At 25.9% G+C, this 14,922-nt stretch carries 16 protein-coding genes; 7 read left to right on the top strand and 9 right to left on the bottom strand.

Translation table 11 applies throughout. The features are described 5' to 3' along the window. Positions 1–8: 8 nt before the first annotated feature. Positions 9–818, bottom strand: a complete 810-nt coding sequence (locus BRSU_RS05160) for an undecaprenyl-diphosphate phosphatase (RefSeq protein ID WP_048594216.1) — start codon at positions 816–818, stop codon at positions 9–11. Positions 819–948: 130 nt separating this feature from the next. Continuing rightward, complete coding sequence (locus BRSU_RS05155; protein WP_048594215.1) at positions 949–1,578, bottom strand: hypothetical protein; 630 nt, start codon at positions 1,576–1,578, stop codon at positions 949–951. An 87-nt stretch (positions 1,579–1,665) separates the two neighbouring features. Between BRSU_RS05155 and BRSU_RS05150 the strand changes: the two genes are divergently transcribed. The 4 genes from BRSU_RS05150 (at position 1,666) to BRSU_RS05135 (ending at position 5,030) form a co-directional block, all read left to right on the top strand. Continuing rightward, entirely contained in the window at positions 1,666–2,409 is a 744-nt protein-coding gene (locus BRSU_RS05150) for a hypothetical protein (RefSeq protein ID WP_044555212.1), read from the top strand. A 9-nt stretch (positions 2,410–2,418) separates the two neighbouring features. After that, positions 2,419–3,306 carry a tRNA pseudouridine(55) synthase TruB gene (gene truB / locus BRSU_RS05145; RefSeq protein WP_048594214.1) on the top strand — a complete coding sequence of 296 codons (888 nt, stop codon included), beginning with the start codon at positions 2,419–2,421 and terminating at the stop codon, positions 3,304–3,306. 144 nt (positions 3,307–3,450) lie between these two features. Then, on the top strand, positions 3,451–3,894 hold the full coding sequence (aroQ, locus tag BRSU_RS05140; protein ID WP_014488121.1) for a type II 3-dehydroquinate dehydratase: 444 nt from the start codon (positions 3,451–3,453) through the stop codon (positions 3,892–3,894). 20 nt (positions 3,895–3,914) lie between these two features. Then, entirely contained in the window at positions 3,915–5,030 is a 1,116-nt protein-coding gene (locus tag BRSU_RS05135) for a M24 family metallopeptidase (RefSeq protein WP_048594213.1), read from the top strand. Between the two features lie 63 nt (positions 5,031–5,093). Here BRSU_RS05135 and BRSU_RS05130 read toward each other — a convergent pair whose 3' ends face one another. From BRSU_RS05130 to BRSU_RS05120, 3 genes are read right to left on the bottom strand one after another with little or no spacing between them, the layout of a single operon-like run. Beyond that, positions 5,094–5,765: a hypothetical protein gene (locus BRSU_RS05130; protein WP_048594212.1), complete on the bottom strand. Its 672-nt coding sequence runs from the start codon at positions 5,763–5,765 to the stop codon at positions 5,094–5,096. A gap of 29 nt (positions 5,766–5,794) precedes the next feature. Further along, a complete protein-coding gene (locus BRSU_RS05125) occupies positions 5,795–6,370 on the bottom strand; it encodes an OmpA family protein (RefSeq protein ID WP_048594211.1) in 576 nt (191 codons plus the stop codon). A 12-nt stretch (positions 6,371–6,382) separates the two neighbouring features. Beyond that, on the bottom strand, positions 6,383–7,636 hold the full coding sequence (locus BRSU_RS05120) for a hypothetical protein (RefSeq protein ID WP_048594210.1): 1,254 nt from the start codon (positions 7,634–7,636) through the stop codon (positions 6,383–6,385). A gap of 347 nt (positions 7,637–7,983) precedes the next feature. Here BRSU_RS05120 and BRSU_RS05115 point away from each other — a divergent pair, with 347 nt between their 5' ends. Beyond that, entirely contained in the window at positions 7,984–9,051 is a 1,068-nt protein-coding gene (locus BRSU_RS05115; protein ID WP_048594209.1) for a M42 family metallopeptidase, read from the top strand. A 263-nt stretch (positions 9,052–9,314) separates the two neighbouring features. Here the strand turns inward: BRSU_RS05115 and BRSU_RS05110 are convergent, their stop codons facing one another. The 3 genes from BRSU_RS05110 to BRSU_RS05100 form a co-directional block, all read right to left on the bottom strand. Continuing rightward, on the bottom strand, positions 9,315–9,743 hold the full coding sequence (locus BRSU_RS05110) for a hypothetical protein (RefSeq protein WP_048594208.1): 429 nt from the start codon (positions 9,741–9,743) through the stop codon (positions 9,315–9,317). A 72-nt stretch (positions 9,744–9,815) separates the two neighbouring features. After that, a complete protein-coding gene (locus tag BRSU_RS05105; protein WP_048594207.1) occupies positions 9,816–10,931 on the bottom strand; it encodes a sialidase family protein in 1,116 nt (371 codons plus the stop codon). A gap of 102 nt (positions 10,932–11,033) precedes the next feature. After that, positions 11,034–11,804, bottom strand: a complete 771-nt coding sequence (locus BRSU_RS05100) for a hypothetical protein (RefSeq protein ID WP_048594206.1) — start codon at positions 11,802–11,804, stop codon at positions 11,034–11,036. Between the two features lie 179 nt (positions 11,805–11,983). On the opposite strand from BRSU_RS05100, the gene BRSU_RS05095 reads away from it, so the two are divergent. Next, a complete protein-coding gene (locus tag BRSU_RS05095) occupies positions 11,984–13,225 on the top strand; it encodes a tetratricopeptide repeat protein (protein WP_048594205.1) in 1,242 nt (413 codons plus the stop codon). An 18-nt stretch (positions 13,226–13,243) separates the two neighbouring features. Here the strand turns inward: BRSU_RS05095 and BRSU_RS05090 are convergent, their stop codons facing one another. Further along, positions 13,244–13,921: an N-glycosylase/DNA lyase gene (locus BRSU_RS05090; RefSeq protein WP_014488107.1), complete on the bottom strand. Its 678-nt coding sequence runs from the start codon at positions 13,919–13,921 to the stop codon at positions 13,244–13,246. A gap of 324 nt (positions 13,922–14,245) precedes the next feature. Here BRSU_RS05090 and lexA point away from each other — a divergent pair, with 324 nt between their 5' ends. Then, positions 14,246–14,872, top strand: a complete 627-nt coding sequence (gene lexA / locus BRSU_RS05085; RefSeq protein ID WP_048594204.1) for a transcriptional repressor LexA — start codon at positions 14,246–14,248, stop codon at positions 14,870–14,872. The last annotated feature ends 50 nt before the right edge of the window (positions 14,873–14,922 follow it).

The following is a 14,922-nucleotide window of genomic DNA, read 5'->3' as shown; positions in this document are numbered from 1 at the left end:
CTAAAAAATCATACCTGCAAAAAGTAGAAGAAAACCGCCATTCCAGCTATAAGACAATAAAAGCCGAAATAGAAAAGTTTACCCTGCTTCAAAAATGAAAGAAGGAATTTCAATGCTATAATACCAAATATAAATGCTGTAAAAAATCCTACTAAAGCATAAGTAATATTAAAATCTGCAATATCCTTTATTGATAATAATAAAGCTCCAAATATGGCAGGTAATGATATTAAGAAAGAAAATCTTCCTGCTAAATCTCTATTTAATCCTAAAAATAAAGCTACACTTATAGTCATACCAGACCTTGATATACCAGGAAATATTGCTATTGACTGTGCTAATCCTATTATAAATGCATTTCTATAAGTCATAGTAAATACATCTTTTAAATCATTGCTGTAAGTATTTTTATCCAATTTTCTAGTAAGAAGAAGTATAGAACCTGTTATAATAAGATTAAGCCCTATTCTTTGTAAATCCAAATTACTTAAATATTTTTCTAATAATAATCCTACTATAGCAACAGGTATAGAAGCTATTATCACCATCAAAGATATTCTAAAACCTTCGCTATTTTGACTTGCATTTTTAACATCTTTAAGTCCTGAGAAAAATCCCACAATAGCATTTATTATATCTTTACGAAATATTAAGCATGTAGCCAAGAATGTACCGAAATGAAGTGCAACTTCAAATGATAATATGTTTTCTGCATGAAAATTTAGAAAATATTCTGTTATTCTTAAATGTCCGGAACTAGAAACCGGAAGAAATTCTGTTATAGCCTGAACAAAACCAAGTATTACAGCTTTAATCATTAAACTACCCCATTGTTTACATAATATCTGTATGATTTTCGGATAGTTTAAAAAAAGAAATAGTAAAAAATTATGTCAACTATATTATGATAATCTGCAGTAATAACTTAAATAATATATAATTAAAATATCACTCCAAAATAGTTTCAACAACCACATTATATTCATTAGAACTGTAGCTTTCTTCCAATATATAAGCCTCATTTGTCAATTTTACGGCTCTGTTAACATCTATATCATTGCTTCTCAATACTCTAAATAATGATTCATAAGCCCTTTTTAAAGCATTTTGAGTAAGCATCTGTTTTGTATAAGCACTAAGATTTCCTGAATCAGGCATTTGTATTGAAGCATTAGCTCTGAAAAATTTATCTTCTACACTTCCCTCTTTCTTTAATCTTTGTAATATTTCTATAGTTCTGTTATATACATCGCTGTCTTTTACCTTTATCTCAACATAAAAATTATCATCTTTTTTATATTCTTTTATATTAGCTATATCTTTATTATCAAAATCTATCAAATTATTATCCTTTAGAGATACAGCAACTATATTAAAATCTGTTCTATTGATTATTGATGAAGTTTCCTTAGCTATATAATAGTATATAGAATCTATTGCCTTTGATCTGCTCGCTTCAAAACTTACATCTGTATAAACTTTTGAATAGAAATTACCTTTTTGCATATTATTCTTTGAACATGAAATTAAATAAAATAATAATAAAATAATGATAAAATACAGCTTGTTTTTTTCCATAAATTATAATAAATTATCCTTTTATAATATTAATTATTTTAACTTTATTATATAAAAATTGTAAAATAAATATATGGAGATTTCATATTGAATATAAAGATATTTATATTATTGTTAACTGTAATCATATTTTCATCCTGTCAGAAAAAAGAAGATAATTTTTTAGAAGATATGGCTTCTTTAGATAAAGCATATATGGACACATTATTAATAATAAGAGATGTTAATAATCCAAACAGAAAAGAATCTATAGAAAAATTTATAGTTATATGGAATGATTTTAAAAAACAATACTATAATTCAAATACAGAAGATCCTCAATGGAAGGCTGATTTTGATTCTTTGCAGGATATACTTATAAGATCACATTATTATATATCAAGCGGAGAAGATGAAAGTGCAGGATATTCTATACTGCATGATATTAAATATGTACTTTCGGATTTGAGAAAAAGAAATAATGTTAATTGGTTTTTTGATAATTTAAACTCAATATATAAAATAGCATATAGAATAGGAGAACTCTCAAAAATATACGCAGGCTCTAATACTACACTTTCACCTGAAGAGGAAGAAAAATTAATAGTAGTATATTATCTACTTGATGCCGCTGTAAAAAATACTATATCAGAATTCGACAGAAGTAATATTCATCTTCTTCATTTATCTCAGCAGCAGCTTGGAACTTTGAAGCATAATATAGAAACTATAGATGACTTAGTAAAATCAATAGGAAATGATTTATTTTCAAAAAAATACAGCAATCTTTCTAATATATCAGAAAACATTTTGAATATATATTTTAACTCACTTCAGATAATAAGAGGATAATGAAATATAGTGAAAGGATTTTGTATTTTAAATAAACCTGTAGGCATAACTTCTTTTGATGCCATAAAACAAACAAAAATAATGTTAAAGCAAAAAGAAAATATTTTAGAAAAAAGAGTGGGACATGCCGGCACATTGGATCCTTTTGCTGACGGGGTATTAATATTAGCATTCGGAAGATACACAAAACTATTTTTCTTATTCGATGATTTAAATAAAGAATATATAGCATCAGGAATATTCGGAGAAAGCAGAGATACTGACGATATAGAAGGCAATACAATAAAAAAATCAGATAATAATAATAAATTAAGTTTTGAAGAATTAGAAAGTATTATAAAAACGAATTTCAAAGGCAATATAAAACAAAAGCCTCCAATATATAGTGCCAAAAAAATAAATGGAAAAAGAGCTTATGATTTAGCTAGAGATAATAAAAGTTTTGAATTAAAAGATGTTGATGTTTGTATAGAAAAAATTGAATTATTAGAATATGATTATCCTTATTTCAAAATAAAAACCTCAGTAAGCAAAGGTACTTATATAAGGTCAATAATAAGAGATATAGGGGAAATCACAGGAAATCTAGCCTATACAAAAGAATTAAAAAGAATTTCCATAGGAAATTATAATATTGATATGTCTTGTAATATTGAAGATATAAGTCAAAATAAAATATTATCTTTCTTTGATATGTTTAAAAATTTCGATAAAACAATAATAGAAGATGAATCAGATATAAAGCAGATACTATGCGGTAATACAAAAACAATAGAAAACATAAAAATCAATAATAAATATATGGCATTAACAGATAATAAAAATAACCTTCTTGCAATAATAGAAAAAAACGGCACTGATAAAAATAATAAATATGCATTCATAGATATTGATTAAATTTTAATTATAAAAAAACAATATTCATATTCCAATAACTTAAAATGAATTAACATAATACAAAATCAACATTTGATTTTTTTTGTAATAGGTATATTATATTATTTAATAAAAATTCTATAAATAAAGGTTTTTATCGTATATATGAATATATTAGTTATAAACGGCCCTAATACAAATATGTTAGGAGTAGCTCAAACTAAGATATTTGGAAATATTACATTAGGCGATATTGAAAACAAAATTAAAGAAGCAGCATTGGGTAGTGCAAAAGTATCATTCTTTCAATCAAATCATGAAGGTGCTATTATAGACAGAATACATAGAGCTTATGATGAAAGTATAGACTATATAATAATAAATGCAGGTGCTTATGCTCATACATCTATAGCTATAAGAGATGCTTTTCTGGCAACTAATATACCATTTATAGAAGTGCATATGAGCAATGTTTATGCAAGAGAAGATTTTAGAAGCAAAAGCTATTTATCTGATATAGCATTGGGAGTAATTACTGGCTTTGGTGATAATAGTTATATATTAGCTTTGGCCCATTTATTATCAGTAGAGAAAAGAAATAATAATTAAATATATTACGGAGTTTGAAAATGTGTAAATTAACTTTAACAGAAAGCGGAGAAAATAAAAAATTTAATTATGATGCAAGATTAGAAAGATTATTAAAATTAACAAATGAAAATCTTCTTATCACTAAAAATGAAAATATATTCTATCTGACAGGTTTTAAAGGAAGTGCCGGATGGCTTCTTATTAGCAAAGGCAAGAAATATTTATTTGTAGATTCAAGATACTGTGAACATGCTTCTAAAGTTACACACAAAACTACTGTTATACTTGTAGCTGGAACTTATCATGATGCTTTGGCTGAATTCTGTAAAGAAAATAATATCAAAGAAATATATACAGCTAAAAACGGACTTTATCTTTCTGATTATGAGAATATAGTCGCTTCAATGGTTAATAATTCAATAAAAATAGGAATAAGCAAAGCTGATATAGACACTATAAGAAATGTAAAAGAAAAAGAAGAAATAAAAATAATAAAAGATAATCTAAACAGAGCAGAAAAAGCAATGACTAAAATGCTTGCCTTTGTAAAAGAAGGAGTAACAGAACAGGAATTAGCCGCAGAATTAGAATATCAAATGCGTAAAGAAGGCGGAGATAAAACAGCATTCGATACTATTTTGCTTTTTGGAGAAAGAACTTCTCTTCCTCATGGAGTTCCTTCTGAAAGAAAATTAAAATTAGGCGACAATATACTTATGGACTTTGGATTATCAAGAGACGGATATAAAAGCGATATAACAAGAACTTTCTTCTTCGGCAAAGGAAGTAATTTCGAAGAAATGAGTAAAATATATAATATAGTTAGAGAAGCTCATAATAAAGGAATAGAAGCAATACATTCAGGAGTATCAGGAAAAGAAGTAGATAATGCTGCAAGAGAAATAATAAAAAATAATGGATACGGTCAATATTTCGGTCATGGTTTAGGACATAGTGTAGGACTTGAAATACATGAATCTCCTAGACTATCTCCTCTTGTTGATCATGTTTTAGAAGGCGGATGTGTAGTTACAGTTGAGCCTGGTATATATGTACCTAATCTAGGCGGAATAAGAATAGAAAATATGGCAATAGTAACTAAAAATGGAGGCATTTCTATAAATGATACCCCTACAGATTTAATAGTTTTATAAATTATAAAAAATATAATAAAAAGGCATATAGTTTTTCTATATGCCTTATTTGTTTTAAATTTATTAATTAAATATAAATTCCCCAAATCTAGGTCCGAACCTATAACCTATTTGAACACCTATATCTAAATTTCCGTAGCTATCACCTGATGAAATACTTGAAGCTGATATAGTATAATTCCATTTGAATCCCCAATCATAACCTATATAAAGACCTATATTCAAAGCATTATTATCATCAAAAAAGAAAGAATAATCAAAAGTACCTTTTATATATGTTCTAGGCTGAATCTTAGTATCTGCTTTTAATTCTAAACCATCATATTTTAATAAAGAGGAAGAAGCTACACCAAATTTTACTCCTGTATTAATACCTATAGAAAAACCTTTTATATTAAATTTAGGATAAAAACCTATATAAAGATCATGTACTGAACTTTTAAAATTCATATCATTGCCTCTTGAATAACTAAATCCTGTAAAACCATATCCTAAAGAACCAAGCAAACTTACACCCATATTTTCTCTTATGTTAAACATATATCCTATATCAGCTTCTATACCTATTTGAAAATTTCCGCCTGTTTTAAATTTTGAAGATGGTTCATAAAGCGTAATACCAGCTCCTATAGGTACATTTGCTATTATCTCAAATCCTCCTATATCTGCATAAGAAATATGACTTAACAACATCAATAATATGCTTATAAATATTATTTTATATGATTTTAACATGATTATTTCTCCAACTAATATTAAATATACTAATTAGTAATATTATTATAATTATTATAGTATTTTATATAATTGTCAAGATCCATTTCGCATTTAAGTGCTATAAAATTGACTCTTCTGTTTTTATCAATATCATTAGTATATTTGGGCATTATATCACTATATGCAAAAATTTTAACTCTTTTATAAGAGAATCCAGAAGAAACTATAACATCTCTTATAACACTAGCCCTTCTCTCTGATAATCTAAAATTAATATCGTCTTTACCCTGCCCTATAATATCAGCATGTCCTTCTACAACTAAAATGCAGCTTTTATTATTGCTCATAAAACTTATTATCTCATTCATAACATATACATAATCTTTAGTATTATAAGGTTTTTCTTCATTCAATCTATAATATATTTCCTTATCAGTATCTATCATCATTCCTCTTTCAGTTTCAATCAAATTCATATTACTGCTTACACTAAATTCATAATTGCATGGATCTTTTTGTTCAGCTGGTCTATTCCAAGAAAAATATAATCTTCTTTCAGGTATAAAACATGCAGTAAAAATAAAAGGAATTAATAAAATAAAAAATATCTTTATATATTTCATAAAATTAACCAATTAAAACCTTATATTTATAGGTATAAAAGAAATGGCAAATTGTTTTGTGAATATACCATACTCTATAGCAAATGACTGATAGAATATATCAAAATGAAAACCCAATCTCATATCATAAATCTGATAAGACATTTGATCCTGAGAATTCGGTACATACAAATCATTAACTGTTATTTCATGCCCAACAATATTTGCATAGCTTCCTATACCATTTACACCTATTTTTGACTCTAAACTTCCATATACAATATCAGCACCCACAGAAAAATAAGCAGCTAAATATTGTATAACAGGAACCTTCTCCTGCATTTTAAATCCGAATACCAATTTAGGACTTAAAGCAAAAGTTTTCCATTTTGATTCTAAAAAAGCATTTCCATTGAATACTACACCTGTATCAGTTCCTCCATTAAAACCCAAATAAAGAGGCACATATACATTTCTATTATTTGCATTCAATTTTAAATTTCCTTCACCATAATTTACATCTAATCTTAAATCCCCAAAGAAATATTTAGTTCTGAAAAGATAAGCCTTTAATGAAGCACCTATATTCCAGCCAAGAGACTCTATTTCAACATCATTTACAACTGCCCCATAAATCTCTTTAAATCCTAAAGACATACCGCCTCTAAGAGTTAAAGCCAAAGGTACAGGTCCGAGATTAACCTGAAAATAAGCATTTATATGAGGTATAGGAAGTATATCCAAAGCATTAGCTAATGAATCATAATCATTTTGAGTTGCAGGAGTATTCGCTATATCATTTATATGAAGCAGAGGCACATCACTATATAAATTAATTCCAAAACTTCCTATAGGAGTATGCATAGGTATAAGAAGTCCTGTATTATTTCCAGAAGCTGCATTGAAAGCCACTTTATTTTTTAAAGCATTAAGCACTACCGTTGCCGTCCCCTGCTGCATGTTAGCAACTTCTAAAAATCCCAAAGTAGTACCTACTAACAGTATAACAGATTCATTAGTTGTAGTATCAAGAATTTTTTCAGGATTTTGAGCTATTGTTATAAGCTCAGCAAATGTAAAAGTTTTTATACCTTCATTAAAAAGCTGATTCATTTGTTTGCTGTCGGTTAAAATATTCAATGTTTCTTTTGGAATATTATTATATGTAGCTGTATATTCTATATAAGTATTAATAAAAGTTTTATAATCAATAGTTGGAATAACTTGAGAATATAAATTGATGCCTAGAATAATCATCAAAGAAAATATTATATATATATTTTTCATAAACAAACAAATAATTAAAAAACAAGTATGAATAAATCAATTAATAAAATAATTTTTTATTATATTTTAATATTAATTTAATGCAAGATAATATGAAATTTTATTTCAATAAAAATTACAATAAACGTATAAGTACATAGACTATACAGTATAATGATCAGGGATGATATACCTTTTGTATTAATTAACATAATTTATAAAAGTTATACATTTACTAAGTAAATATAAAAATTGCTGCTTAATAATTTTCTAATAAAAAATTAATATTTGTACTTTAATAATTGATATTTTATTCAAATGATTTATTATATTTGCAATTAAAATTTAATTTTATATAAGGACTTTTTATGAATGATGTTTTAAATTTAATGAAAGATTTAACTAATGCATTCGGACCTTCAGGTTTTGAAGATGATGTTATAGAAGTTATAAAAAAGAACACTTCATTTATAGACAATGAAAGAGATTCAATTAATAATTTATATTTAGGGCTTCAAAAAATAGACAGCAGTAAGCCTATAGTTGGATTAGATTGTCATATAGATGAAATAGGATTTATGACAGAACATATAAATGATAATGGTACAATATCTTTTATACCTTTAGGAGGATGGCATATACCAAATATAGTATCAAATTCTGTTGTAATAAAATCTTCTTCAGGAGAATATGTTAAAGGAGTGATAGGATCAAAACCTCCTCACTTTATGACTGATGAAGATAAAAGACGCTTACCTACCCTACAAGATATGTACATTGATGTTGGTACTAGAAGCAAAAAAGAAACAGAAGAAGTATTCGGCATACAAATAGGAGACCCTATTGTACCTGATGTTAACTTCAGATACGATGACAGAACTAAAAGTATATGTGCAAAAGCAATAGATAATAGAGTCGGTGCTTTATGTGTAATAGAAACTTTAAAAGCTTTAAAAGATGAAAAATTAGATGTTAATTTAGTGGGAATGATGACTGCTCAGGAAGAAGTTGGTACTAGAGGTGCTGCTGTTGCTGCCAATAAAGTAAAACCGGATTTAGTTATAGTTTTTGAAGGTTCTCCTGCAGATGATACTTTCTACTATGGAGATAGAGCTCATGGTGCTATAGGAAGGGGCTCTCAGCTTAGAGTTATTGACGGAGGTATGATAACAAATCCTAGATTAAATAAATACACAATAGATATAGCTAAAAAAAATAATTTAGCTCATCAGGTTATAGTTCGTGAAAAAGGTTCTACTAATGGAGCTGTTTATCATAAAACTAATTTAGGTTCTCCAAGCGTAGTATTGGGTGTTGCAACAAGATATGCTCATAGTCATTACTGTTATGCATCTTATGATGATATAATTGCTTCTGTAGAAATAGCAAAAGCATTAATAAAGACTTTAAACAAAGAAAAAATAAAAGAATTCTAATAAATATACTAAAAAATTTTAAGTTTGTAAATGTTTTTATTGTTCTTTTTCCCAACGCACGCACAGCTAGGCGGTCTTCGCCTGTGGCAACAAAAGAAGTTGGGAGCTTGCGTAAGCACACAGCGTGGTTATCAAAGCCCCATATATAAAAACAAAAATTAAATTTATTATTGAGAAAATATATTTGTTTAGGTATATACAAAATAAAAATGGTATTAAGTTTTTAAACCTAATACCATTTTTTATAGTTTAAATTTTATAATTTATTTTTTTACTATATCTTTAAATTTTGAAACATCAAACATTCTAGTAGTTTTACTCTTTTCAAGTGAAGCCCTTATTATAAGCATATTGCAATCAAGAATATTATCATAAACATAATCAGGTTTTAAAACTATAGAACTTAATCTATCCCCACTAGCTTTGCAATCTAAATTATCAGGCAAATCATCATCAAATCTGAAAAATGCTTTATGTTCAGCAAATACAAAATCTTTACTATTCCAATCTATTATAATTTCTTTAGTATTATTTTCTTTATTAACCTTAACAATTAAATATGTATCCTCGCTCCAAGATGATAATTTGTACGCTAAAAGTTTATAAATAATAATATCTCCGATTTCTTCCACTTTCCAATCATTTTCTTTTATTTGATAAACATTAGGATCCATAATATCTTTATCATCCATAAATAAATACCTCCTGTAAAATCACTATTAATATTCATTATTATATAGTTATATTTACTTTATACAATATTTTTAAATTAATGTAAACCTTTTCATATATATTTTTCTAATTTTATTCTTATCTTTATAACCATAATATACGCATGATATTACACCATTATTTTCAACACACCAAGGATAACCGCAGTCTGTGCTTTTCATATCAGAATCTATTATAATTTCTTCATTGTTTGCTTTATAATTAATTTTATTTATATCAAATACATCATCTATATTATCTAAAACAATAGCCCTCACTCCATAAGGTTTTAATCTGTATCCATAAGTAAGAAGTAATTTTCCGTCATTTAAAATAATAGGATTAAGAGGATATCCTTTAATATCTGTAAACATAGGTTTTGAAAAAGTTTTTCCTTTATCATTTGAATAGCTTATAGATGTAAGTCCGTATTCATTATTTATATGAGTTCTTATAAATGCTATTATATTATTTTTATAATTAAGCAAAGAAGGTTCAACATATTCTATCCTTGAATTTTTTCCGTTTATCTTTTTAAACTCTGTTTCGCATAAAAAACTTTTTAACTTCCAATTAATTGAATCTTTAGAAGATATTATATGACATTGATATTTACAGTTATTTTTATTGATATTTTTTTTATAAGCATATATAGGAAGAAGTATTTCATCATTAATTTTGCATATACTTCCTCTAACTGCAAAATGCTTCATATTATCAGCTTCTATAATATACGATTTTGAAAAAGTTTTTCCATTATCATAGCTTATGCATACGCCTATTCCACTTAAAAGAGCTATAGTATTATTATATTCTATAAAAGTATAATCTTTAAATAATTCTTTTTCATTCATAGGGTGAAATGTATATCTGAAATAGTATGCCATTATAGTTTTTTCATCTATTCTAAAAAGCTGTGCATCCTGTTTTGCTGCTTCATCATACTCACCAAATTCAAATACTTTCTCTACTATATTATTCTTTATATTTACAATTGCAAGCATAGCTTTACTCAATGAATGAAGATGCGAATAATGCTTTTTTATTTTTGGAGCTGTTCTGAAACTTATCAGACATCTGTTATTATTGAGTTTAATAATGCTAGGAAAAGAAGGATATAAATTTTCATTTTCAAATATAACATTCTCATTTAAAATATTAATTTTCATAAAAAAACCTTATTTTTTATAGAATAATTTTCGGTATAAAAAAGCCTGCATATATAAAAATATATACAGGCCCAAAAAAATATGATAGATAGATATATTAAATTAAAATCTCAATGTTATACCAATTCTAGGAAGCAGTAAAGCTCTTATATTAGCAAAAGGCTCATACTGTTTAAAGCTATTAAGATGGGATACCGCAAATAATGGAGAAGTCCAAGGAGCAACATAGTAACCTATATCAAATAATGAAATATCTATGCCAACCTGTACAGGCCAATTAGCTCCTGTTTTAGGGAACAGTTGTATTCTCCATCCAAGTTCAAGAGACAGGTAAAAACCTCCATGTGAATATATATCAGAAAGTCCTCCAGCTTCCAATGCACTTCCGCTTATAGAAAGTGCTGTACCTCCGAATCTAGGAGATAAGAAAAATCCAAATGGAGCATTTCTCCAAAAGAAAAATTTAACATTTAAAGACCATGGAACTGTACTGAAAGCAACATTATATTTATCCATTTTTATTTCACCCACTGCAAAACCTATATCAAGTCCTACAGTAATAAAATCAAGAGGGGCAAAATCATAGCTGAATCCTAAACCAAAAGCATAATGTTTAAGTTTAGTATTAATATAATTATTAGCCTGACCTTGAGTCATATTATTAATAGCTTCCTGAAATGTAGGTTCAAGTATGCCAATACCTATATCAAATAAACCTGCATACAAAGTAGGTCCAAAGTTAATACCAAATAAACTCCTTCCGTGCATATAATCTAAAAATGCATTTCCTGTAGGCTCTCCTATATTCTGAGAAAATAATGATGTAGTACTTATAGTAAAAATAAGCATCACTAAAAAAATAACCTTCTTCATAAAAAATCTCCATTATAAAATTACATAGTGCAATAATATATTAAATCATAAAAAAATCAATATAGCATAATATCTAAAATATAAAAATAATAATATAAATACAAAAAAATTAAATTCCATTTGCATAAATTATTAATATCAAATACATTTTAGTAGTAAAATATTTTAAGGATACTTTTATGAATAGAAAAAATAGAAAAATAGTAAATCCCAAAAGAAGAAAAAAACATCATAAAAAAAATAATAAAAATAATAAAATAAAAAACTTACAGGAAAATATTGCAAGCAAAGCAAAAGAATACATAAATGAAGAAAATATACAAAAAATAAAAGATACTGCTGGAAAAAGTTTTGAAAAAGCAAAAAATTTCACATCAGAAAATATAGATAAATTTCAAAAATATTTGGATGAACAAAATTTTAAAGAAAAGTTTCAAAATATGGCAAATGCTGGAATGGATAAAATAAAAGAGCATTCAAAAAAAAGATATATAAGCAGATTATTAATTTTTTTACACAAACATTATATACTTAATTTTTCTATTTTATTTATAATAGCAATACTAGTATTCAGAAATATATATATCACTCATAACCAAGAAGTAGAAAAAAACTTGAATTATTCAATTACAAATTATAACCAATCATTGAATAATATAATAGTAGCGAAAGAAGATTATTACACAAATATGATAATAAGACAAATATCAAGTAATAAAACTGCTACTAATAATATAATATTAAAAAGTTCATCTATTAATGATTTAGAAGAATCATTAAAAAACGTACTAGATAATTATAATAGAAATCTTCAAACTTCATTAAATGAAACTATAAAATCATCTACTAATATTATTAATTTCTGGTTTGCATTTTTAAGTATAATAATAATAATATTCACTCTTTTAGGAATAATAATAAACAATAGAATAATAAAAACTTCCAAAAAAAGAATTAATAAATTTAATAGAGAATACAATAAAAAATTAAACACAATGAAAAAACAAGTAATTGAGTTTAAAAAACTAAAAAAAGAAAGTGAAAACAATTTGCAAATAAATAGTTTTTATAACTTAGCAAATATTGCGTTTGATAATAAAGATTATAACACTTCCATATCTTATTATGATAAAGTTTTAGAGCTAAACAATAGTGTTACACATGCAATTTATAATAGAGCAATAGCCTATTATTATATTAACAATTATACTAAATGTGCATTTGAACTTATAACATTATACAATAATAATAAATCAAATGAAATAAAAAGTTTAATATTAACAAATATAATAGAACTTGCAAATAATAATATAGAAATTGCAATACTCTTCTGCGATAATGAAAATATAGATTATAAATCATTACAGCAGAAAGAAGAAAAGCAATCATTATTTGATAGGATAAAAAATATTCTATCTTAATTATTTTAATTATAATATTTATTTAAAAATATCATTAGTGGCATCATACCAAAATACGAAATCTAAATATTCCATTGGTATTTTTTCGCTTTTTGAATATTCAACTAAATTTGATTCGCATTGAAGATAATTATTTTTTGTAAGGCTTGTTTTAGGAGTCATACCTTCAGGCAAAATACTTAATTTATCCATTACACGCATTATATGTCTGTCAAGTATAGCAATCTTTTGTCCGAATCCTATATTTCTAAGAAAATGACTAGCCTCTTTAAGTCCGTAGCCTTTTACTTCTTTGGCAAGCTCATTTCTTAATTCTACCATAGTATCATTTTTTAAAGCTTCATTAATTCTATCTTTTAATACAAACTTTTCATTCGGAAAGTATAATTTCCTAGCCAATACTATATTTTCAGCCTTCATATTATGAAATCTTACATGCTTTATTAATATATTCGCTACTTTTTCAGCACTTCCCTTGAAAAGCAAATTATTATTATATAAATCAATTATAGCAGCAGCACCGCTTCTTGCCTTTGTCTGAGGTGTACATATACAAAATGCCAATTCAGCAAATAATCTTTTATCATTATCTCTTTTAAAAACTCTTTCAAAATATTCAAGTCTTCTTTTCATTCTTTCATGAAGTACTTTATCTTTATATATTCCCATCAAATGTTTAGCATATTCCTTATCCATAATCAGCCCCTATATTGAAACTATATAAAATTATATAGATGATACTATTATATAAATTAAATTTCAATATATAAAATTATAATAAAAATACATAAAAAAATTTTTTATATAGCTTAAATAATTTTAATAAATAATTCTATTTATTCATTATAAAATGTAAATTAATTTCATACTATAAAAAATTATTTTTAAGTTATTATGTAATATTAATTAACAAAAAGTAATTTTTTATTAATTAATATTATTTTTTTATATTAAAACTTGACATCATATTTTTGTATAGTATAATAACAAATACGGTATGTTAATATAAAGAGGTATAATATGACTGAATTGACAGATAAACAAAGAGATATTTTTAATTTTCTGCAAAAATTCACCAATGAAAACGGCTATCCTCCTACTGTTAAAGAAATAATGGTTCATTTTAATTTCGCTTCTCCTACTGCAGTAACAACACATTTGACAGCATTGGAAAAAAAAGGATATGTAAAGAAAACAGGTAAAAGAGCAAGAGGCAGTGTACCTATAGACACATCTGGTAAAGGTAATCATAATATGATAAAAATACCGCTTCTAGCTAATGAAGTTAAAGCAGGTCTTTTAATGGATGTTGCAGATGAAACTGTAGAAGAAACTTATTCGCTTCCTAAATCTATAGCACAAGATGAGAATAATTTTCTTATGAAAGTAATTGGCGATTCTATGATAAATGCCCATATAAAAGAAGGTGATATGGTTTTGGTTCACCCTTCAAATGAGGCTGATAATGGAGATATTGTAGTTGCTAAAATAGATGATAATGGAAATGAAGAAATAACTATTAAAAGATTTTTCAGAGAAAAAGATTGTATTAAATTAGTATCTGAAAACAATAATTATCCTCCTATAGAAAAAGAAAGCGTATCTATAGTCGGTAAAGTAATAGGATTAATAAGATTAAAAATATGATTGATAATAATAAAAAAGGGGGCTTTTAAAAGCTCCCTTTAATTTTGCAT

The sequence above is a fragment of the Brachyspira suanatina genome (assembly GCF_001049755.1).
GTDB lineage: Bacteria > Spirochaetota > Brachyspiria > Brachyspirales > Brachyspiraceae > Brachyspira > Brachyspira suanatina.
The sequence above is the reverse complement of the archived record's forward strand: the minus strand, read 5'-3'. Positions and strand labels throughout refer to the sequence as shown.